This window comes from Streptomyces sp. SID12501, from assembly GCF_010550245.1.
Classification (GTDB): Bacteria; Actinomycetota; Actinomycetes; order Streptomycetales; family Streptomycetaceae; genus Streptomyces.
The window spans coordinates 18,620-39,286 of the sequence record NZ_JAAGLU010000045.1; the positions used below are offsets into that span (position 1 = coordinate 18,620).

Below are 20,667 nucleotides of genomic sequence, written 5' to 3' on the forward strand. Positions count from 1 at the left end.
GACGTCTGGGTACGTCAACCCGGCGCGCGCTCTTCCCAATTGGGCCCGCAGACCCCTAGCCACTGTGCGTATACACAGGTTTACTATGAGTGACGGCAAGGGGCTGGGGTCCCGAGGACAGGAAAGTCCAGAGCGCGGTAGCGTCACCGCTGAACCACCTATCGCGTTACCCGGGGGGCGACCCTCGGCCCCCGAAAGAGCTTGTACCACCTTGGAGGTGAGGGTGTCCCAGTTCGCAGGCGAGCCCGCGACCCAGGACTTCGTGGAAGTCCGGCTGCCGGCCGCGGGTGCCTACCTGTCGGTGCTGCGTACGGCCACGGCCGGTCTCGCGGCCCGTTTGGACTTCACCCTCGACGAGATCGAGGACCTGCGCATCGCAGTGGACGAGGCCTGCGCGATCCTGCTTCAGCAGGCCGTGCCCGGCTCCGTACTCAGCTGTGTGTTCCGACTGATCGACGACTCCCTGGAGGTCACGGTCTCGGCCCCGACCACGGACGGTCACGCCCCCGCGCGCGACACCTTCGCCTGGACCGTCCTGTCGGCCCTCGCGGGCCAGGTCGACTCGACCGTCGCCGAGGACAAGACCGTGTCGATCAGTCTCCACAAGAAGCGCGGCGCGGGACCCGGGCCGGCGTGAGGAACGGGGACGGGCCGGTGCGTGACGAAGAGCGAGGCACGGCGGACGCCATTTCTGGCATCGCCGGTATCTCCGGCATCCCCGAGCAGGCCCGGCCGCATCCGGAGGACAACCCCCCGGAGGCCGGCTTCGTGGACGACGGGCAGCTGGATCGGGAAGGTGCCGTGCAGAGTGCGCCCCTGGAAGGGCCAAGTGAGCTCTCCCCTGTCCGAGCCGACGCTCGGACTCCGGGAGGGTCGACGGGCGGGACGATGAGCGAGCACGAACGAGACGACGCGCAGGGCGCACAGCAGACGGCACAACAGACGGCGCAGCCGCCGGCTCAGGCCACACAGCACTCCGCGACGGACCGCAGCGGAGCGCGCGCCCTGTTCTACGAGCTGCGCGCGCTGCCGGACGGCAGCGCCGAGTACGCGGAGCTGCGCAACCGGCTGGTCCGTATGCATCTTCCGCTCGTCGAGCACCTCGCGCGCCGCTTCCGCAACCGCGGTGAGCCGTTGGACGACCTGACCCAGGTCGCGACGATCGGCCTGATCAAGTCGGTCGACCGTTTCGACCCGGACCGTGGCGTCGAGTTCTCGACGTACGCGACCCCGACGGTCGTCGGCGAGATCAAGCGGCACTTCCGTGACAAGGGGTGGGCGGTCCGCGTCCCGCGCAGGCTCCAGGAGCTGCGCCTCTCGCTCACCACGGCGACGGCGGAGCTCTCGCAACGGCACGGCCGTTCCCCCACGGTCCACGAGCTCGCCGAGAAACTGGGCATCTCGGAGGAGGAGGTCCTGGAGGGCCTGGAGTCGGCCAACGCCTACTCCACGCTGTCCCTGGACGTTCCCGACACGGACGACGAGTCCCCGGCGGTCGCGGACACACTGGGCTCGTACGACGAGGCCCTGGAGGGCGTCGAGTACCGCGAGTCGCTCAAGCCGCTCCTCGAGGATCTCCCGCCCCGCGAGAAGCGCATCCTGCTGCTGCGCTTCTTCGGCAACATGACGCAGTCGCAGATCGCGCAGGAGGTCGGCATCTCCCAGATGCACGTCTCCCGCCTGCTGGCCCGGACGCTGGCCCAGCTGCGCGAGAAGCTGCTGGTGGAGGAGTGAACCCCCCGACGAGTAACCGTGTGACCGAGTAACCCTTCGGGTTATTCGGTTTCGCTGCCGGGCCCCCGGATCCCGAGGGCCCGGGTCGTCTCCTGGTTCACCAGCAGCACAAGCGCGGCGACCGCCACGACGCCCAGCACGATCCCGCCCGGAACGGCCATGCTGTCGGCCCGGAGCAGGTTGTAGGCGACGGGCAGTGCCATGATCTGCGTGATGACGGCCGGCCCCCGGCTCCAGCTCCGCCGCCCCAGCAGCCCGCGAGCGGCGAGCAGCGGCAGCAGTGCGAGCACGATGAGCGTGACGCCGCCGGTGACGGCCTGCTGCCGGTCGTCCGGATCGCCGGTCAGCCCCAGGACGAGGATGTAGGCCCCGCCGGCCATCAGGGCGAGCCCCTCCAGGGCGGCGAGCACGGCCGCCGCGGTCAGCCGCAGGGGCCGCGGCCACGTCGGTTCGAGGGTTTCCGGGGCGGGGGTCTGCTCAGCGCTCACCCCTGAAGGGTAGCTCCGGGCTCCACGGCGCTCGGCCCGCCCCGCACTCCCCCGGTCCACCCCGCACCCCAGGGGCGTGCGCCCAGAGTGCCGGACTCACGTCCGCTTTTCTTACTGATCCCTAACCTGCCCTGGGCCGAGTACCACCCAGTAGGTACCCTGCTTCGCATGCGTGCACTTCTCGTGGTCAATCCGGCGGCTACCACCACAAGCGCCCGTACGCGCGACGTGCTGACCCATGCTCTCGCGAGCGAGATGAAGCTCGAGGCGGTCACCACCGAGTACCGGGGCCACGCGCGTGACCTCGGCCGGCAGGCGGCGGAGAGCAAGGACATCGAACTGGTCGTCGCTCTCGGTGGCGACGGAACGGTCAACGAGGTCGTGAACGGCCTTCTGCACAACGGGCCCGACCCGGACCGGCTGCCCCGTCTCGCCGTGGTCCCCGGCGGCTCCACGAACGTCTTCGCCCGCGCCCTCGGTCTGCCCAACGACGCCGTGGAGGCCACCGGCGCCCTCCTGGACGCCCTGCGCGAGAACCGGGAACGCACGGTGGGCCTCGGTGTCGCGAGAGGCACACCGGGCACCGAGGACGAGTCGGTGCCGGAGCGCTGGTTCACTTTCTGCGCCGGACTGGGGTTCGACGCCGGTGTGATCGGCCGTGTGGAACAGCAGCGGGAACGCGGCCGTAAATCCACACATTCCCTTTACCTGCGGCAGGTCGTGCGCCAATTCCTTGGAGAAGCGAACCGCCGGCACGGCACGATCACCCTGGAACAACCGGGCGCCGACCCGGTTACCGATCTCGTGCTGTCCATAGTCTGCAATACGTCCCCCTGGACGTATCTGGGTAATCGTCCGGTGTACGCGTCGCCTAAGGCTTCGTTCGATACCGGGCTCGACGTACTCGGTCTCAGCCGCATGTCGACGGGCGCGGTTGCCCGGTATGGCACGCAGTTGCTCACTTCGTCCCCCGAGCGGGGGCCCCATGGGAGGCATGCCACCTCCCTGCACGACCTGACGGACTTCACCTTGCATTCGAAGGTCCCCCTACCCCTCCAGATGGACGGCGACCACCTGGGACTGCGAACGAGCGTGACGTTCACAGGCGTACGCCGTGCACTGCGTGTGATTGTGTGAGCGGAACGGGCTAAAGTCCTTCCACTCGAACGTTTAGGCCAGGGTCCACCCCATGGAAGTACGGCTGTGACCGAGCCGACACCGAGGAATCAAAAAAAACTTTCCGGTAGGGGTTGTATCCGCCGCTGAGGTTTGCGAGTCTCTACGTGGCGCTCGGGACGGCCCGCAACACCGGCCACCACAGAGAGCCAGAACCCCTCCTCACTCCAAAGGACCACATCAGTCCGTCTGATGATCGGCCCTTCACTTGTTGAGGGATTCGTGAAAGCGTTCACATTCACAAGCAACGTGCATGTAATACCAAGGAGAGGTAGCAGCCATGGACTGGCGTCACAACGCCGTTTGCCGCGAGGAAGACCCGGAACTCTTCTTCCCCATCGGCAACACCGGTCCTGCGCTGCTGCAGATCGAGGAAGCCAAGGCCGTCTGCCGCCGTTGCCCCGTCATGGAGCAGTGTCTGCAGTGGGCGCTTGAGTCCGGCCAGGACTCCGGCGTCTGGGGTGGTCTCAGCGAGGACGAGCGCCGTGCCATGAAGCGTCGCGCCGCCCGCAACCGGGCCCGCCAGGCAACCGCCTGACAACCCACCCCGTAACAGCCTGAGCTTGGCGGCGCGTACAGCGAGTACGCATCTCCCGCCCCCGAGCCGCAGCGCGCAGTGCCCCCGATGCGCATCACCACACAAGCATCTGAGCCCCGGACCGTCCCATGGTCCGGGGCTTATCGCTGTGCTCGGGCCTGTCGCCGCACTCGGGCTCATCCGCCCCGCGCGCGCTACTTGTTGGCACGCACCGGGATGTCGAGGATCACCTGCGTGCCTCGCTCGGGCGCCGCCACCATGTCGAACGTACCGCCCAACTCCCCCTCCACCAGAGTTCGTACGATCTGCAGGCCCAGGTTGCCGGAGCGGTGCGGGTCGAATCCCTCGGGGAGACCCACGCCGTCGTCCTGGACGGTGACGAGGAGGCGGGACTCCTTGGTCGTGCCGCCGCGGACCGCCGAGACCTCCACCGAGCCGGTGTCGCCCGGTCCGAAGCCGTGTTCCAGGGCGTTCTGCAGGATCTCGGTCAGCACCATCGAGAGCGGGGTCGCGACCTCCGCGTCCAGAATGCCGAAGCGCCCGGTGCGCCGGCCGGTGACCGTGCCCGGCGAGATCTCGGAGACCATCGCGAGCACACGGTCGGCGATCTCGTCGAACTCGACGCGCTCGTCCAGGTTCTGGGAGAGCGTCTCGTGCACGATCGCGATGGACCCGACCCGCCGTACGGCCTCCTCCAGTGCCTCGCGCCCGCGTTCCGAGTCGATGCGCCGGGCCTGGAGGCGCAGAAGGGCGGCCACCGTCTGGAGGTTGTTCTTGACGCGGTGGTGGATCTCCCGGATGGTCGCGTCCTTGGTGATCAACTCACGCTCGCGGCGGCGCAGTTCGGTGACGTCACGGAGCAGGACGAGTGAACCGATGCGCGTTCCCTTGGGTTTGAGGGGAATGGCGCGGAACTGGATGACCCCGTCGACGGACTCGATCTCGAACTCGCGCGGCGCCCAGCCGCTGGCGACCTTGGAGAGCGCCTCGTCCACCGGGCCCCGGGACGGCGCGAGTTCGGAGGTGGTCACGCCCAGGTGGTGACCGACGAGGTCGGAGGCGAGGCCGAGACGGTGGTACGCGGACAGCGCGTTGGGCGAGGCGTACTGGACGATGCCGTCGGCGTCGAGCCGGATCAGTCCGTCGCCGACCCGCGGCGAGGCGTCCATGTCGACCACCTGGTTGGAGAAGGGAAACGATCCGGCGGCGATCATCTGGGCCAGGTCGGAGGCGCTCTGGAGATACGTCAGCTCCAGGCGGCTCGGGGTCCGGACGGTGAGGAGGTTGGTGTTGCGCGCGATGACCCCGAGGACGCGCCCCTCCCGGCGCACGGGGATCGACTCGACGCGGACAGGGACCTCTTCGCGCCATTCCGGGTCGCCCTCGCGCACGATCCGGCCCTCGTCCAGGGCGGCGTCCAGCATGGGGCGGCGGCCACGGGGGACGAGGTGGCCGACCATGTCGTCCTGGTACGAGGTCGGACCGGTGTTGGGCCGCATCTGGGCGACCGAGACATAGCGGGTGCCGTCGCTCGTGGGGACCCACAGGACGAGGTCGGCGAAGGAGAGGTCGGAGAGCAGTTGCCACTCCGACACCAGCAGGTGCAGCCACTCCAGGTCGGAGTCGCTGAGGGCGGTGTGCTGGCGTACGAGTTCGTTCATGGAGGGCACGTGTGCGAGCGTACCCGCCGGTTCGGACATGGCCGGAAACCGTGGCTGGCGGGGGCCTCGAACGGGCCCGGAAACACCCGCGGGCCGCGGCGCCTGAGAGGGACCCTCAGCCCTCCCGGCACCGCAGCCCGGAGCAGCAACGGCCGTGGGGTGTGCGGTCCCGGTCGGCCGATGGATGAGGAGCCGGCGCAGTCAGGGCAGAGAGCCCCGGTTCCTCGATCCGTCTTCCTGTGCGGGGAAGACGGAGGCTCTGGTCTTATGTCTCTTCGTATGCCTCTCTACGCATTGTGGACTAGACCATAGGTTGTGTCCATGCGTTGAAGAGTGTTTGTTGCTGTGCCTTCACGAGCAGACCGGACACCCGGAGGCTGCCCGAAAGAACTAGTCGGACGTCCAAGCGTCCACCACGAAGCCTAGCTCTGTTGGTTCCTGTGCGGGGGTGGATCGCCAGGCCAATTTCCGCCGTTAACGCGGTCTGTTAGATTGGTCTAAACCACACGGTTCTCTCCAGATCGGCAGGCCCAGCGTGGAAGTTGTCATCGTTCCGGACGCCAAGGCGGGTGGCGAGCTCATCGCCGGGGCCGTGGCACAGCTGCTCCGGCACAAGCCGACCGCCCTGCTCGGCGTGGCCACCGGCTCGACCCCGCTGCCCGTCTACCAGGCGCTCGCGGCCCAGGTGGGTTCCGGCGCCGTGGAGGTGTCCCGGGTGCGGATAGCCCAGCTCGACGAGTACGTGGGGCTGCCGGCCGAGCATCCGGAGTCGTACCGTTCGGTGCTGCGCCGCGAGGTGCTGGAGCCGCTCGGGATCGGGATGGACGCGTTCATGGGGCCCGACGGGACCGCCGAGGACGTGCGGGGGGCGTGCGAGGCGTACGACAGGGCGCTGGCCGAGGCCGGCGGGGTCGACCTGCAGTTGCTGGGGATCGGGACCGACGGACACATCGGGTTCAACGAGCCGTGCTCGTCGCTGCGCTCGCGGACCCGGATCAAGACGTTGACCGAGCAGACGCGGATCGACAACGCGCGGTTCTTCGACGGTGACATCGGCCAGGTGCCGCATCACGTCATCACGCAGGGCATCGGCACGATTCTTGAGGCGCGGCATCTGGTGCTGTTGGCGACCGGTGAGGGTAAGGCCGATGCCGTGGCGGCGACTGTGGAGGGGCCTGTTGCCGCGGTGTGTCCTGCGTCGGCGCTGCAGTTGCACACGCATGCGACGGTGGTTGTTGATGAGGGGGCGGCTTCCAAGCTGAAGCTTGCGGATTACTTTCGGCACACTTTTGTCAATAAGCCTGACTGGCAGGGGATCTAAGGGCGATCCAAGGGCTCTACGCGTCTGCCGGGTTCTGTCTCGTATTGGATGCCGGTCCGCTGTGGCTTGTCGCGCAGTTCCCCGCGCCCCTAAAAAGGCCACGCCGGTCCTCCCTCTTTTTGAAGGCGGACCGGCGTTTTTGTCGTTGTTGGGGCTACTCCCCCGCGATGATCTCTGCCGCCGCCTGGCCGCAGACTCTGGCCGCTCCGTGGGTTGCGAGGTGGGCGGCGCCTCGGCGGGGGGACTGGGGGACGCCCATCTCGACGACGATCGTGTCGGGGCGGGCGGTGAGGAGCGTGTCGAGGGCCGCCGACATCCACGGGTGGCGGTGTTCGTCCCGGACCACGGCGACGATGCGGCTCGGGCCCGCCTCGGTCAGGGCTGTCTGGGCCGCCGCCTCGCCGGTGAAGGTGCCGGTGCGGGTGCCGGGCAGCAGACGTACCAGCTCGGCTGCCACGCCCCACGGGGTCTCGTTGCCGACGGCGAAGTTCGCCACGGGGGTGAGGGCGGCCACGTACGGGGGCTCGCGGAGGGGTTCGAACGGGGCGGAGTCCGCCGGGTACGTCGCCTCCACGGCTCGGCGGGCGGCGAGGAGGCCGACGTCCGTGAGCCTCGGGGCGGAGGGCTCCTGTGGTGGCGCTGCCGTCCAGCGGGACAGGGTCCGGACGCGTTCCGCCGCGTCCGCCAGGCGTTCCTCCGGGAGTTCGCCGGTGCGGACGGCGTTGATCAGGGCGTCGCGCAGACGGCGTACCGTCTCGTCGTCCGCGAGGCCGCCGCCCACGCAGATGGCGTCGGCACCGGCGGCGATGGCGAGGACGCTGCCGCGTTCGATGCCGTAGGTGCCCGCGATGGCCTGCATCTCCATACCGTCGGTGACGATCAGGCCGGTGTAGCCGAGTTCGCCGCGCAGAAGGTCGGTGAGGACGGGGTGGGAGAGAGTGGCCGGGCGGTCGGGATCCAGGGACGGGATCAGGATGTGGGCGCTCATCACCGCCCTGGTGCCGGCGTCGATCGCGGCGCGGAAGGGGGCGAGTTCACGGTCGAGCACTACCGAGCGGCTCGCGTCGATGCGTGGGAGGGCGTGGTGGGAGTCGACCGACGTGTCCCCGTGGCCCGGGAAGTGCTTCGTGCAGGCGGCGACGCCCGCCGTCTGGAGACCGGTGACGTAGGCCGCGGTGTGGCGGGCGACCAGCTCCGGGTCGGCGCCGAAGGAGCGGACGCCGATGACGGGGTTGGCGGGGTTGGAGTTGACGTCCGCCGACGGGGCCCAGTTGAGGTTGACCCCGCAGGCCCGGAGTCGGTGGCCGAGCTCGTACGCCACCTGCCGGGTCAGCTGGACGTCGTCGACGGCGCCCAGGGCGTGGTTGCCGGGGAAGGAGGAGCCGGTGTGGACCTCCAGGCGGGTGACGTCGCCGCCCTCCTCGTCGATCGCGACCAGGACGTCGTCGCGTTCGGCGCGCAACCGGGCGGTGAGGGCGGCCAGTTGGGTGGGGGAGGTGATGTTGCGGCCGAACAGGCCCACGGAGGCGAGGCCCTCGGCGAGGCGGCGCAGCAGCCAGTCGGGGGCCGTGGTGCCGGTGAAGCCGGGCTGGAGGACGGTGAGCGCGTCGCGGGTGAGGCCATCTTTTTCAGGACCAGAAGCAGCCGGGCGGCGGGCGAGTGTCGTCATCGGGTGGGGTTATCCCTTCACGGCGCCCGCGGTCAGACCCGCGGCCATCTTGCGCTGGACGAGGAGGAAGAGGACGACGATCGGCACGGCCATCATCGTGGAGCCGGCCATCATCGGGGCGTACTCGGTGCCGTGCTTGGTGGTGAAGTTGCCGAGCCAGACGGTGGCGGTCTGGTTCTTCTGGCTCATCAGCATCAGGGCGTACAGGTACTCGTTCCAGGCCTGGATGAAGCCGTAGACCGAGGTGGCGACCAGGCCGGGGGCCAGGAGGGGGAAGACCACGCGGAGGAAGGCGGTGGTGCGGGAGCAGCCGTCGACCATCGCAGCCTCCTCCAGTTCCTTCGGGATGTTGACGATGAAGCCGCGCAGGGTCCACACCGTGAACGGAAGGATGAAGGTGAGGTAGGTGATGATCAGGCCGGACAGCCGGTCGTACTGGTCGAGGTCGTTGAGGAGCAGGAACACGGGGATGATCATCGCGACCAGGGGGACCATCTGCACGGCCAGAATGCCCACAATGACGATCTTCCGGCCGCGGAAGGCGAAGCGCGAGATGGCGAGCGCCGCCAGCAGGCCCACGACGATGCCGATCACCACCACCGTCAGGGACACGAAGAGGCTGCGGCCGACCGGGCCCCAGAAATCGGCGATGTTCAGCGCGCGGCGGAAGTTGGCCAGGGTGAAGCCCGTCGGCAGCAGGTTTGGGTCGGGGTCGATCGCGTCCTTCGCCGGTTTGAACGCCGTGTTCAGCATCCAGTAGACGGGGAAGCCGGCCGTCAGGAAGACGAACAGGCCCAGCAGGTTCCAGCCGGCCTTCGACTTCCGGGGCTTCCGGGGCTTCCGGGGCAGGGCGGGGGCTGCCGCGCTCATGCCGCTCATTCGACGTCTCCGATCTTCAGCATCTGGCGCATGTAGACGGCGACGACACCGAGCAGCAGCACCACGGTGAGCAGGGCGATCGCCGAGCCCTGGGCGTAGTCGTTGACGGCGAAGGCCCGGTCGTAGGAGTAGGTGGTCAGGAGCTGGAACTCGGCTTCCGGGTGGCCGTTCCGCATGACGAACACCTGGGGGAAGACACCCATGTCCCAGATGACCGACAGGGTCGTGAGCATCACGATGATCGGTTTGAGGATGGGGAGGGTGACGTAACGGAAGACGCCCCAGGCGCCAGCGCCGTCCAGCCGGGCCGCCTCCTCCAGCTCCTTCGGGACCTGGGTCAGTCCCGCGCCGAGCGTGATGACCACGAACGGCACCGCGCCCCAGACGACGAGCAGCATGATCACGGCCAGGCCCTGCGGTCCGCTCGCGAACCAGTTGTGGCCGATCAGCTCGACGCCCGGCAGTCTGCTCAGCAGCGCGTTGACGATCCCGTAGTCGGAGTCGAACAGCCACTTGAAGACAGTGGTCGCCACGATGATCGGCATGCCCCAACTGGCCACCAGGACGATGTTGACGAGCGTCTTCATCCAGCCGCTCACCCGCTGGAGCAGCAGCGCGATCAGCATGCCGCCGACCATCGTGAGGACCACGCACCCGACGGCGAAGACGATGGTGCGGACGACGACGTCCCAGAACTCGCTGTCGCCGAGCACCTTGCCGAAGTTGTCGAAGCCCACCGACTCGGCCGGCTGGAAGCCCCACAGCTGGGACTGCCCGAACTTCTGGAAGGACAGGGTGACCAGACGCACGAGGGGATAGCCGAGGACCAGCGCGAGGATCAGCAGACAGGGCGCGAGCAGGGCCCACGGAATCGCGGCGGTGGCCTTCGGGGTCCGCCTTGCGGGTGGCGGTACGTCCGTGCCGGTTGGCGGAGACGGCCGCGCGTGCCGCTTCGGCGGCGGCAGCTTGGCAGGTGTGGTCGTATCAGCGGCACTCATCCGCGCGCTCCTCAGCGGTCCCTCAGGTCGTACGGTGGTTGCGGTCGTCCAGGTCGTCCAGGTCCTTCAGGCCCATTCAGATCCTTCAGGCACTTCAGGTCCTTCAGGTCCTTCAGGCAGCGGGCGAGCGGGGCCCTCCCCGTGGTGGGGCCCCGCGTCGGCTCGCTACTTGACGTTGATGACCTTGTCGATCGCCGCGTCCGCTTCCTTCGCGGCGTCCTCGACCGACTTCTTGCCGGTGCCGATGCTCTGCAGCATGGTCTGCAGGATCTGGGCCTTCTCGACCTGACCCCAGCCCGGTGCCATCGGCACGAACCAGTTGGACTCGGCCGCCGTGGCCGGGACCGCCGTCGCCGGGTCGCTCTTGAGGGTGGCGAGGTCGGTCTTGTTGTTGGGCAGGTTGCCCTTGGCGATCAGGCCCTTCTGGCCGCTCGCTCCGGTGTAGGCGTTGATCCACTCGGCGGCGACCGTCTGCGCCTTCGACTTCACCGGGACGGCGAGGTCCGAACCGCCCAGGAAGACCGGCATGTTCTTGCCGGACGGGCCGGGCATCACGAAGTTCTCCGTGTTGCCCTTGAGCTTGCCGGTCTTGTCGTTCTCCGGCGTCTCGGCGGTCGCGCCCTCCCACGCGGCGGCGAAGATCATGCTCGTCCTGCCCTGGCCGTAGACGATGTAGCGGTCGGACTCGTCCTTGGTCTTGTCGCCGTGCATGTACTTGTCGATGACGTTCTTGAACTCGGTGAGGCCCTTGACGGACTCCGGGGAGGACAGGCTCGCCTTCCACTGCCCGCCCGACTCCTCGGCGATCGAGCCGCCGGCGTCGTACACGAAGGACATGGCGGCGTACCAGTCACGGGTGGGCTGGTACCAGGCGTTGTACTTGCCGCCCTCCTTCTTCTGGATCTTGTCCAGGGCGGAGGTGAGTTCGGCGTAGGTCTTCGGTGCGGACTTGACGCCGACCGAAGCCGCCACGTCCTTGCGCCAGTTGGCGACGCGGCCACCGGCGTAGTAGGGCACGCCGTACGTCTTGCCGTCGTAGGTGACGGAGGCCTTGAGGCCGTCCAGCCAGGCGGCCGAGTTGTCGAACTTCGCAGGGTCCAAGGGGGTGAAGGCGCCCTTGACCATGTAACCGAGCATCTCGGTGTTGCCCATCTCGACAACGTCGGGGGCCTTGTCGGTGGCGAGGACGGCGTCGAGCTTGGCGTTCTTGTCGGGCCAGCCGTAGTACTCGTGGTTGATCTTGATGCCGGGGTGCTTCTTGGTCAGCGTGGCGTCGGCGGCCTTCACCAGCTCGGGCCAGTTGTTCTGGGCGTCCACGGTCAGCCAGACGGTCAGCTCCTTGGCGTCGGCGCCCGAGTTGTCCGAGCTTCCGCTGTCACTGTCCCCGCATGCCGCGATGGAGACCATCATGCCCGCGATACCGATCGCGGCTATCAGCTTGCGCTTCACGCCAACCTCCTCTGGGAGCTGGACCAATGGTGTAGACCAGTAGGCGGAGCTTGGCTCAGACCAAACAACGTGTCAAGGGTGCGGGAACGCCTTTGACCAGCCGTTATGCGACCTACATATGCAGGAACCTTTAAGTAAGAAAGTGGCGGAAATACCCAGCACATCCCTCCGGTACGAGGTAGACCACTTCAGGGGAGCGCACGGGCGCAACCTTGGGCGGGGCTTTCCGCGCGGTGGACTAGACCAGCGGGGGGCGTGAAGGTATACAGAGGGGATCACGGAGCGCGCGAGGGCTCGTGGAGACCATTCACAGGTCAATCACGGCGCCGACCGTGCCACGATGTGCACTTGGACCGGCGGGATGCCGGCCGAAGCGGTACCAAAAGCCGGGAAGGCGGAGCATGAGCACCGACGTGAGCAGTGCGGAGAACGAGGGTGGGGCTACCGTCCGTACCGCGCGCGTGCCCAAGTACTACCGCCTGAAGAAGCATCTGCTCGACATGACGGAGACCCAGGCGCCCGGCACCCCGGTCCCACCCGAGCGCACGCTGGCGGCGGAGTTCGACACCTCCCGCACCACCGTGCGCCAGGCCCTCCAGGAACTGGTCGTCGAGGGCCGGCTCGAACGCATCCAGGGCAAGGGCACCTTCGTCGCCAAGCCGAAGGTCTCCCAGACGCTGCAACTCACCTCGTACACCGAGGACATGCGCGCCCAGGGCCTCGAACCCACCTCGCAGCTCCTCGACATCGGCTACATCACCGCCGACGACGCCCTCGCCGAACTGCTCGACATCACGGCGGGCGGGCGGGTCCTGCGCATCGAGCGGCTTCGGATGGCGAACGGCGAGCCGATGGCGATAGAGACCACCCACCTCTCCGCGAAGCGCTTCCCCGCCCTGCGCAGGTCACTCGCGAAGTACACGTCCCTCTACACGGCCCTCGCCGAGGTGTACGACGTCCACCTCGCGGAAGCCGAGGAGACCATCGAGACCTCGCTGGCCACCCCGCGCGAGGCCGGCCTGCTCGGCACCGACGTGGGCCTGCCGATGCTGATGCTGTCCCGGCACTCGCTGGACAGGGACGGCCAGCCGGTGGAATGGGTGCGGTCCGTCTATCGGGGGGACCGGTACAAGTTCGTCGCGCGGCTCAAGCGGCCGATCGACTGACCGCACGCTCGAACGGGTTTTGCGGCTGCTGACAGATTCCCCTCACCAACAGGGGTTGTCCGTTGTACTGCTTGACAGCGCTCAGGGGGTGCCATGCCGCACGAACTGTTCTATTCCTGGTGGCGCCTGCGGGAGCTGACGCCCTTGAGGGAATTCACCAGCTTGGAGAGCTGGGCTTTGGGCCGGCAGCACACGAGCAGGTGCACGCGGTCCTGTTCGCCGTTGAACCGCTTCAGCTCGGCCTCGAAGCCGGTGCAGACCTCCCGCACAGTCTCCCCGGTGCGGGTCAGCATGGCGTCGATGAACACCTTCCGCCTGTTGGACCAAGGACCTGCCTGTGGGCAAGCGTGCCCACACGGAGAACCGGGCCGGACATCGGCATCGACGTGGGCGTCACCGTGCCCGGCTCGGCGGCACCCTGGCCAAGGTCCCCGCCCCCGGCACCTCCCGACGCTGCTCGGCGTGCGGCTGCGCCGCGCCCGGCAGCCGGGAGACCCGGGCGTGGCGGTCGAACTGCCGCCTGCCACGGCGGGCTCCGCACACTGAGCGAACGCCTTCCGCGACGGGCCGCCGGAGAAATCCGGCGGCCCGTCGTCCCATCTCCCTCGCATCTCCCTCGTACCTCCCTCGTACCTCCCTCGTCGTCCCAAAGCGCTCAACTCTCCGATACGACACAACATGTGGGGGTGCTTCCAGGGCCCGACACAAGATGTATGCTCATGCTCGCTGTCGCCGCAGGGGAATCCGGTGCGAATCCGGAACTGTCCCGCAACGGTGTACTCACGCACGTTTTGTGCGCGTTTCCAGTCCGAGGACCTGTCGACAGCACGCCCGGCCCAACCGGTCCGGGCGTCTGACGTCCGGGCCTCGTGGAGTGGGCCGGTGGACGCGCGCGTACCCGTAAGGCGTCCGTGTGCCCCGCTGCCCTCCGCAAGGCCCCGTGCCGAGCGAGGGAGAGCCCCACGTGACCATCGCGCCAGCCGAACCGGCTTCAGCGACCGCAGTGGCCCCACTGATCCCAGTGGCGCCAGTGGAGACGGACGGTCCCGGTGCCGCGCTGCTGCGGATCCTGACCGAGCTGACCGCCGACCTTCCCGACGCCGACCCCGGCCGGGTCGCCGCCGCCGCGCTGCGCGGCAGGTCCGTGCGGGCCGACGTGTCGGAGTTGCGCGAGCTGGCCACCGAGGCCGCGGCCGGCCTCATCTCCGAGGACCCCGCCTACTCCCGGCTGGCCGCCCGCCTGCTGACCGTCACCATCGCCGCGGAGGCCGCCTCACAGGGCGTCACGTCCTTCTCCGAGTCGGTCGCGGTCGGCCACCGGGAGGGCCTGATCGCCGACCGCACCGCCGAGTTCGTACGGCTGCACACGGACCGTCTGAACAACCTGATCGACGTCGAGGGCGACGACCGCTTCGGGTACTTCGGGCTGCGCACTCTCCACAGCCGGTACCTCCTGCGCCACCCGATCACGCGCCGGGTCATCGAGACGCCCCAGCACTTCATGCTGCGCGTGGCGAGCGGTCTCGCCGAGGACGACACCATTCGAGGGCTGGACGAAGTCGCCGCGCTCTACCGGCTGATGAGCCGCCTCGACTACCTCCCCTCCTCCCCCACGCTCTTCAACTCCGGTACCCGGCACCCCCAGATGTCGTCCTGCTACCTCCTCGACTCGCCCGTCGACGAGCTGGACTCCATCTACGACCGCTACCACCAGGTCGCCCGACTCTCGAAGCACGCCGGTGGCATCGGGCTGTCGTACTCCCGGATCCGCAGCCGCGGTTCGCTGATCCGCGGCACCAACGGGCACTCCAACGGCATCGTGCCGTTCCTGAAGACGCTGGACGCCTCCGTCGCCGCCGTGAACCAGGGCGGCCGGCGCAAGGGTGCCGCCGCGGTGTACCTGGAGACCTGGCACTCCGACATCGAGGAGTTCCTGGAGCTGCGCGACAACACGGGTGAGGACGCCCGCCGTACGCACAACCTGAACCTCGCGCACTGGATCCCGGACGAGTTCATGCGCCGGGTGAACGCGGACGCGCTCTGGTCGCTCTTCTCCCCCTCCGACGTGCCCGAACTGGTCGACCTGTGGGGCGACGAGTTCGACGCCACCTACCGGTTGGCCGAGGAGGCCGGGCTCGCCCGGAAGACCATCCCGGCCCGCGATCTGTACGGCCGCATGATGCGCACGCTCGCGCAGACCGGCCAAGGCTGGATGACCTTCAAGGACGCAGCCAACCGGACCGCCAACCAGACGGCCGAGCCGGGCAGTGTCGTCCACTCCTCGAACCTGTGCACCGAGATCCTGGAGGTCACGGACGACGGGGAGACCGCGGTCTGCAACCTGGGCTCGGTCAACCTCGGCGCGTTCGTCGATACGGCGGCCGGTGACATCGACTGGGAGCGGCTGGACGAGACGGTCCGTACCGCCGTCACCTTCCTCGACCGGGTCGTCGACATCAACTTCTACCCGACCGAGCAGGCGGGCCGCTCGAACGCGCGGTGGCGTCCGGTCGGCCTGGGCGCGATGGGCCTCCAGGACGTCTTCTTCAAGCTGCGCGTCCCCTTCGACTCGCCCGAGGCCAAGGCCCTCTCCACGCGCATCGCCGAGCGCGTCATGCTCGCCGCGTACGAGGCCTCCGCCGACCTCGCCGAGCGGGGCGGCCCGCTCCCGGCCTGGGAGAAGACCCGTACGGCCCGCGGTGTGCTGCACCCCGACCACTACGACGTGGAGCTGAACTGGCCCGAGCGCTGGTCGGCGCTTCGGGAACGTATCGCCGCGACCGGGATGCGCAACTCCCTGCTCCTGGCGATCGCGCCCACGGCCACCATCGCCTCGATCGCCGGCGTGTACGAGTGCATCGAGCCGCAGGTCTCCAACCTGTTCAAGCGCGAGACGCTGTCCGGCGAGTTCCTCCAGGTCAACTCCTACCTGGTACGGGAGTTGAAGGACCTCGGTGTGTGGGACGCCCGCACCCGGGAGGCGCTGCGCGAGTCGAACGGCTCGGTGCAGGACTTCGCCTGGATCCCGGCCGACGTACGCGCCCTGTACCGCACGGCATGGGAGATCCCGCAGCGCGGGCTCATCGACATGGCGGCGGCGCGGACGCCGTTCCTGGACCAGTCGCAGTCCCTGAACCTGTTCCTGGAGACGCCGACCATCGGCAAGCTCTCCTCGATGTACGCGTACGCCTGGAAGTCGGGCCTGAAGACGACGTACTACCTGCGCTCCCGCCCGGCGACCCGTATCGCCCGTGCCGCGCAGGCCACCGTCCCCGTCCAGCAGGCCGCCGACCCCGACGCCGTCGCCTGCTCCCTGGAAAACCCCGAGTCCTGCGAGGCCTGCCAGTAATGACCATCGCACCTGAGAAGACCGAGAAGAACCTGCTCGACCCGGGCTTCGAACTCACCCTCCGCCCCATGCGCTACCCGGACTTCTACGAGCGCTACCGGGACGCCATCAAGAACACCTGGACCGTCGAGGAGGTCGACCTCCACTCGGACGTCTCCGACCTGGCGAAGCTGTCCGAGGGCGAGCAGCACATGATCGGCCGGCTGGTCGCGTTCTTCGCGACGGGCGACTCGATCGTCTCGAACAACCTGGTGCTCACGCTCTACAAGCACATCAACTCCCCGGAGGCGCGGCTGTACTTGAGCCGCCAGCTCTTCGAGGAGGCCGTGCACGTCCAGTTCTATCTGACGCTCCTCGACACCTACCTCCCCGACCCGGCGGACCGGGCCGCGGCCTTCGACGCGGTGGAGAGCATCCCGTCGATCCGCGCGAAGGCCGAGTTCTGCTTCAGGTGGATCAACGAGGTCGAGAAGCTCGACCGGCTGGAGACCCAGGCCGACCGCCGCCGCTTCCTCCTCAATCTCATCTGCTTCGCCGCGTGCATCGAGGGCCTGTTCTTCTACGGTGCTTTCGCCTACGTCTACTGGTTCCGCAGCCGGGGACTCCTGCACGGCCTGGCCACCGGCACGAACTGGGTCTTCCGGGACGAGACCATGCACATGAGCTTCGCGTTCGAGGTGGTCGACACCGTCCGCAAGGAGGAGCCGGAGCTGTTCGACGAGCGGCTTCAGCAGCAGGTGACCGACATGATGCGGGAGGCGGTCGAGGCGGAACTCCAGTTCGGCCGGGACCTGTGCGGTGAGGGCCTGCCGGGCATGAACACCGAGTCGATGCGGCAGTACCTGGAGTGTGTCGCCGACCAGCGGCTGGCCCGCCTGGGCTTCGCCCCGGTGTACGGCTCCGAGAACCCCTTCTCCTTCATGGAGCTTCAAGGGGTCCAGGAGCTGACCAACTTCTTCGAGCGCCGCCCGTCGGCGTACCAGGTGGCCGTGGAGGGCACGGTCGACCTCGACGAGGATTTCTGACGCCACGTCACTGATGGTGCCGGGCTTACCGAAGAGTAAGCCCGGCACCATGAAGTGCGGGGCCTCGCCCATGGACCGTCCATCGGCCGTCCATGGACCTCCTATGGAGCGGCAAAGTTCTTCCGACGCATCTGTTCCGGTCTTGTCGGCCCCGGCTACTTTCTGGCCATCCGATCATGCGCACAACGGCATCACGGATGCTAAAAGTGTCATGCCCATGACGATAACGCGCACTGCTGCCGCTACGCGCGTCACAGGCCTGCCACCAACGTCGAGAACCCCACTCCAACGACGGAGGCAGTACCCCCATGCGTAAGACACCTACCGGTAAGCCCGGCCGGAGCCTGCGAAGACTCCTGGCCGCCGCCGTACCCGCCGCCGCCCTCGGCCTCGCCGGGCTCGTCGCGGTGCCGGCACACGCGGTGCCCGCGGCGCACGTAGCCGCGAGCACCTCCCGGGTCACCCAGAACTCCAAGGCCCTCACCTCCCCGGACCGGCAGACGTTCCACTCGACCGGCAAGGCCGGCCAGAAGGTGCCGACCACGCATCTCTGCGCCACCGCCGAGCCCGGTCACGTCTCCTGTTTCGCCCAGCGCCGGACCGACATCAAGCAGCGGCTCGCCGCCGCAGCCGCTGCCGCCACGCCGTCCGGGCTCAGCCCTGCCAACCTGCACAGCGCCTACAACCTCCCGTCAACGGGCGGCTCCGGCCTGACCGTTGCCATCGTCGACGCGTACAACGACCCCAACGCCGAGGCGGACCTGGCCACTTACCGTTCGACGTACGGCCTGTCCGCCTGCACCAAGGCCAGCGGCTGCTTCAAGCAGGTCAGTCAGACCGGTTCGACGACCTCGCTGCCGACCAACGACACCGGCTGGGCCGGCGAGGAGGCGCTCGACCTCGACATGGTCAGCGCCGTCTGCCCCAACTGCAGCATCATCCTCGTCGAGGCGAGCTCCGCCACCGACTCCGACCTCGGCACCGCCGAGAACGAGGCCGTGGCGCTCGGCGCGAAGTTCGTGTCCAACAGCTGGGGCGGCGACGAGGCGTCCTCCCAGACGACCGAGGACACCTCGTACTTCAAGCACCCCGGTGTCGCGATCACGGTCAGCTCGGGTGACAGCGCGTACGGCGCCGAGTACCCGGCAACCTCCCAGTACGTGACCGCGGTTGGCGGCACCGCCCTCTCCACGTCCTCCAACTCCCGCGGCTGGACCGAGTCCGTGTGGAAGACCAGCAGCACGGAGGGGACCGGGTCCGGCTGCTCGGCGTACGACGCCAAGCCGAGCTGGCAGACCGACACCGGGTGCACCAAGCGCATGGAGGCGGACGTCTCCGCCGTCGCCGACCCCGCCACCGGTGTGGCCGTCTACGACACCTACGGCGGTTCCGGCTGGGCCGTCTACGGGGGCACGAGCGCCTCGGCTCCGATCATCGCGGGTGTGTACGCGCTGGCCGGTACCCCGGGTTCCAGTGACTACCCGGCGAAGTACCCCTACAGCCACACGAGCAACCTGTACGACGTCACCAGCGGCAACAACGGCTCCTGCACCACCTCGTACTTCTGCACCGCGGCCACCGGCTACGACGGTCCGACCGGCTGGGGCACCCCCAACGGCACCACCGCCTTCACCTCGGGCACCAGCACGGGCAACACGGTGACCGTCACCAGCCCGGGCAGTCAGTCGACCACCACCGGCAGCGCGGTCAGCCTGCAGATCAGCGCGACCGACAGCGCGTCGGCGACCCTCACCTACAGCGCGAGCGGCCTGCCGACCGGGCTGTCGATCAGCAGCTCGACCGGCCTGATCTCCGGTACGGCGTCCACCGCGGGCACGTACCAGGTCACCGTGACCGCGAGCGACAGCACCGGCGCCTCCGGTTCCGCCTCCTTCAGCTGGACCGTCGGGTCGACCAGCAGCACCTGCACCTCGTCCCAGCTGCTCGGCAACCCCGGCTTCGAGTCGGGCAACACCACCTGGACCGCTTCCACCAGCGTCATCAGCAACTCCACCAGCGAGGCGGCGCACGCCGGCTCGTACTACGCCTGGCTGGACGGCTACGGCTCCGCGCACACCGACACGCTGTCCCAGTCGGTGACCGTGCCCAGCGGCTGCAAGGCCACCTACACCTTCTACCTGCACGTCGACACCAAGGAGACCTCCACCAGCACCGCCTACGACAAACTGACGGTCACCGCCGGATCGACCACCCTGGCGACGTACTCGAACCTCAACGCCGCCTCGGGCTACGCCCAGAAGTCCTTCGACCTGTCCTCGTACGCCGGCTCCACCGTCACCCTGAAGTTCAGCGGTGTCGAGGACTCCTCGCTCCAGACCAGCTTCGTCCTCGACGACACCGCCGTCACGACCAGCTGACCACCACCCGCACCGGAGCCCCGGCCGCCGCCTTCGCGGCCGGGGCTCCGGTGCGGGATGAGGTGCGAGATGAGGTGTGGGATCCGGACGGGCGGGTGACACGTCGAAGGAAAGAGGAGGCCCCCCTATGCGCCGAACGATCCGCCGCACGACCCTCGCCCTCGCGGCACTCACACTCACGCTCACCGTCGCGGGCTGCACCGAGCGCGCCGACAGCGGCAAGGACGGCGGCAACAGCGTGTCGTCCGCTCCCTCGCCCGCCCCCACCACTAGACCGACGAGCCCGACGAGCCCGACGCCGAGTCCCGCGGACTGTACGGCGGTGACGACGCTCGGCGCCCGCGACAGCGGCCGCACAGTGTGCCTGGCGGTTGGCGACACCGTCCGTATCAGCCTGGACGGAACCTCCGAGCGGCCCTGGAAACCGGTCACCGTGAGCGGTCCCGGCCTGGCGGCCACCAACAGCGGGCTCGTCCTGCTACCCGGCGACGCGAGCGCCGCCTTCAAGGCCGTATCGACAGGCAGGACCCGGCTGGAGTCCACGCGGCCGCTGTGCGCCACCCGGACCGGCCAGGTCTCGTGCCGGGCGATTCAGGAGTGGTGGGTCACCGTGGTGGTGAAGTAGCGCTGCCGCCGTACGGGGAGCGTCGTGGGGCCGATCCGCTCGGCCTCCCGGCGAGTCTGCTGGGCCTCGCGGAGCTGGCGGTCGATGCGCCGGTCGCGCGCCATGCCGATCAGGGACGGGAGGGCCAGGGCCACGAAGACCGCGACGACGACGAGGATTCCGACGATGTTGTCCGTTGCTGTGTTCATGGACATTAGTCTCGCGCCGAATG

17 protein-coding genes, 2 pseudogenes and 1 riboswitch are annotated in these 20,667 nt (G+C 68.5%); of the genes and pseudogenes, 11 read left to right on the forward strand and 8 right to left on the reverse strand.

Annotated elements, in window-relative coordinates:
• The first annotated feature begins 223 nt into the window (after positions 1-223).
• Both G3I71_RS38715 and G3I71_RS38720 read left to right on the forward strand, forming a co-directional pair.
• Positions 224-637: a hypothetical protein gene (locus tag G3I71_RS38715; RefSeq protein ID WP_006380964.1), complete on the forward strand. Its 414-nt coding sequence runs from the start codon at positions 224-226 to the stop codon at positions 635-637.
• Positions 638-654: 17 nt separating this feature from the next.
• Positions 655-1,734 carry an RNA polymerase sigma factor SigF gene (locus tag G3I71_RS38720; RefSeq protein WP_343243195.1) on the forward strand — a complete coding sequence of 360 codons (1,080 nt, stop codon included), beginning with the start codon at positions 655-657 and terminating at the stop codon, positions 1,732-1,734.
• Between the two features lie 41 nt (positions 1,735-1,775).
• On the opposite strand, the gene G3I71_RS38725 is transcribed toward G3I71_RS38720, so the two are convergent.
• A complete protein-coding gene (locus G3I71_RS38725; RefSeq protein ID WP_164322498.1) occupies positions 1,776-2,222 on the reverse strand; it encodes a hypothetical protein in 447 nt (148 codons plus the stop codon).
• Between the two features lie 168 nt (positions 2,223-2,390).
• Here G3I71_RS38725 and G3I71_RS38730 point away from each other — a divergent pair, with 168 nt between their 5' ends.
• Both G3I71_RS38730 and G3I71_RS38735 read left to right on the forward strand, forming a co-directional pair.
• On the forward strand, positions 2,391-3,359 hold the full coding sequence (locus G3I71_RS38730) for a diacylglycerol kinase family protein (protein ID WP_164322500.1): 969 nt from the start codon (positions 2,391-2,393) through the stop codon (positions 3,357-3,359).
• Between the two features lie 319 nt (positions 3,360-3,678).
• A complete protein-coding gene (locus tag G3I71_RS38735; protein ID WP_006380970.1) occupies positions 3,679-3,936 on the forward strand; it encodes a WhiB family transcriptional regulator in 258 nt (85 codons plus the stop codon).
• A gap of 194 nt (positions 3,937-4,130) precedes the next feature.
• Here the strand turns inward: G3I71_RS38735 and G3I71_RS38740 are convergent, their stop codons facing one another.
• Positions 4,131-5,597 (reverse strand): sensor histidine kinase, encoded by a 1,467-nt coding sequence (locus tag G3I71_RS38740; RefSeq protein WP_164322578.1) that lies wholly within the window; start codon positions 5,595-5,597, stop codon positions 4,131-4,133.
• Positions 5,598-6,132: 535 nt separating this feature from the next.
• Here G3I71_RS38740 and nagB point away from each other — a divergent pair.
• Positions 6,133-6,918: a glucosamine-6-phosphate deaminase gene (gene nagB, locus G3I71_RS38745; RefSeq protein ID WP_164322502.1), complete on the forward strand. Its 786-nt coding sequence runs from the start codon at positions 6,133-6,135 to the stop codon at positions 6,916-6,918.
• Between the two features lie 154 nt (positions 6,919-7,072).
• Here nagB and G3I71_RS38750 read toward each other — a convergent pair whose 3' ends face one another.
• The 4 genes from G3I71_RS38750 to G3I71_RS38765 all read right to left on the reverse strand — a co-directional run bounded on the left by G3I71_RS38750 (position 7,073) and on the right by G3I71_RS38765 (position 11,913).
• On the reverse strand, positions 7,073-8,587 hold the full coding sequence (locus G3I71_RS38750; protein ID WP_164322504.1) for a glycoside hydrolase family 3 protein: 1,515 nt from the start codon (positions 8,585-8,587) through the stop codon (positions 7,073-7,075).
• Positions 8,588-8,596: 9 nt separating this feature from the next.
• Positions 8,597-9,457 carry a carbohydrate ABC transporter permease gene (locus tag G3I71_RS38755; protein ID WP_164322506.1) on the reverse strand — a complete coding sequence of 287 codons (861 nt, stop codon included), beginning with the start codon at positions 9,455-9,457 and terminating at the stop codon, positions 8,597-8,599.
• 5 nt (positions 9,458-9,462) lie between these two features.
• Complete coding sequence (locus G3I71_RS38760; protein WP_164322507.1) at positions 9,463-10,464, reverse strand: carbohydrate ABC transporter permease; 1,002 nt, start codon at positions 10,462-10,464, stop codon at positions 9,463-9,465.
• 165 nt (positions 10,465-10,629) lie between these two features.
• Positions 10,630-11,913 (reverse strand): extracellular solute-binding protein, encoded by a 1,284-nt coding sequence (locus G3I71_RS38765; protein ID WP_164322510.1) that lies wholly within the window; start codon positions 11,911-11,913, stop codon positions 10,630-10,632.
• A gap of 401 nt (positions 11,914-12,314) precedes the next feature.
• Here G3I71_RS38765 and G3I71_RS38770 point away from each other — a divergent pair, with 401 nt between their 5' ends.
• The gene (locus tag G3I71_RS38770; RefSeq protein WP_164322512.1) at positions 12,315-13,079 is read left to right on the forward strand and encodes a GntR family transcriptional regulator; all 765 of its coding nucleotides are present in this window, start codon (positions 12,315-12,317) and stop codon (positions 13,077-13,079) included.
• A 128-nt stretch (positions 13,080-13,207) separates the two neighbouring features.
• Here the strand turns inward: G3I71_RS38770 and tnpA are convergent.
• Positions 13,208-13,396: pseudogene (tnpA, locus tag G3I71_RS38775) on the reverse strand (IS200/IS605 family transposase); the annotation flags it as partial.
• Positions 13,397-13,479: 83 nt separating this feature from the next.
• On the opposite strand from tnpA, the pseudogene G3I71_RS51680 reads away from it, so the two are divergent.
• The 5 genes and pseudogenes from G3I71_RS51680 to G3I71_RS38795 all read left to right on the forward strand — a co-directional run.
• Positions 13,480-13,581 (forward strand): annotated as a pseudogene (locus G3I71_RS51680) (RNA-guided endonuclease TnpB family protein); the annotation flags it as partial.
• A gap of 236 nt (positions 13,582-13,817) precedes the next feature.
• A riboswitch (cobalamin riboswitch) is annotated at positions 13,818-13,896 on the forward strand.
• A 147-nt stretch (positions 13,897-14,043) separates the two neighbouring features.
• Positions 14,044-16,428 carry a ribonucleoside-diphosphate reductase subunit alpha gene (locus G3I71_RS38780; RefSeq protein WP_164322514.1) on the forward strand — a complete coding sequence of 795 codons (2,385 nt, stop codon included), beginning with the start codon at positions 14,044-14,046 and terminating at the stop codon, positions 16,426-16,428.
• The gene (locus tag G3I71_RS38785; RefSeq protein WP_164322516.1) at positions 16,428-17,453 is read left to right on the forward strand and encodes a ribonucleotide-diphosphate reductase subunit beta; all 1,026 of its coding nucleotides are present in this window, start codon (positions 16,428-16,430) and stop codon (positions 17,451-17,453) included. Before G3I71_RS38780 ends, G3I71_RS38785 begins: the two co-directional genes overlap by 1 nt.
• A gap of 308 nt (positions 17,454-17,761) precedes the next feature.
• Positions 17,762-19,831: a putative Ig domain-containing protein gene (locus G3I71_RS38790; RefSeq protein WP_164322518.1), complete on the forward strand. Its 2,070-nt coding sequence runs from the start codon at positions 17,762-17,764 to the stop codon at positions 19,829-19,831.
• Between the two features lie 127 nt (positions 19,832-19,958).
• Positions 19,959-20,456: a hypothetical protein gene (locus G3I71_RS38795; protein ID WP_203732514.1), complete on the forward strand. Its 498-nt coding sequence runs from the start codon at positions 19,959-19,961 to the stop codon at positions 20,454-20,456.
• On the opposite strand, the gene G3I71_RS38800 is transcribed toward G3I71_RS38795, so the two are convergent.
• Positions 20,423-20,644: a hypothetical protein gene (locus G3I71_RS38800; protein WP_164322465.1), complete on the reverse strand. Its 222-nt coding sequence runs from the start codon at positions 20,642-20,644 to the stop codon at positions 20,423-20,425. The genes G3I71_RS38795 and G3I71_RS38800 overlap by 34 nt on opposite strands.
• Positions 20,645-20,667 lie beyond the last annotated feature (23 nt).

Coding starts and splice junctions, on each gene's coding strand:
- G3I71_RS38730 (WP_164322500.1), top strand. CDS start 2,391: ATGCGTGCACTTCTCGTGGTCAATCCGGCGGCTACCACCACAAGCGCC.
- G3I71_RS38735 (WP_006380970.1), top strand. CDS start 3,679: ATGGACTGGCGTCACAACGCCGTTTGCCGCGAGGAAGACCCGGAACTC.
- G3I71_RS38740 (WP_164322578.1), bottom strand. CDS start 5,597: ATGAACGAACTCGTACGCCAGCACACCGCCCTCAGCGACTCCGACCTG.
- G3I71_RS38750 (WP_164322504.1), bottom strand. CDS start 8,587: ATGACGACACTCGCCCGCCGCCCGGCTGCTTCTGGTCCTGAAAAAGAT.
- G3I71_RS38755 (WP_164322506.1), bottom strand. CDS start 9,457: ATGAGCGCGGCAGCCCCCGCCCTGCCCCGGAAGCCCCGGAAGCCCCGG.
- G3I71_RS38760 (WP_164322507.1), bottom strand. CDS start 10,464: ATGAGTGCCGCTGATACGACCACACCTGCCAAGCTGCCGCCGCCGAAG.
- G3I71_RS38770 (WP_164322512.1), top strand. CDS start 12,315: ATGAGCACCGACGTGAGCAGTGCGGAGAACGAGGGTGGGGCTACCGTC.
- G3I71_RS38785 (WP_164322516.1), top strand. CDS start 16,428: ATGACCATCGCACCTGAGAAGACCGAGAAGAACCTGCTCGACCCGGGC.
- G3I71_RS38790 (WP_164322518.1), top strand. CDS start 17,762: ATGCGTAAGACACCTACCGGTAAGCCCGGCCGGAGCCTGCGAAGACTC.
- G3I71_RS38795 (WP_203732514.1), top strand. CDS start 19,959: ATGCGCCGAACGATCCGCCGCACGACCCTCGCCCTCGCGGCACTCACA.
- G3I71_RS38800 (WP_164322465.1), bottom strand. CDS start 20,644: ATGAACACAGCAACGGACAACATCGTCGGAATCCTCGTCGTCGTCGCG.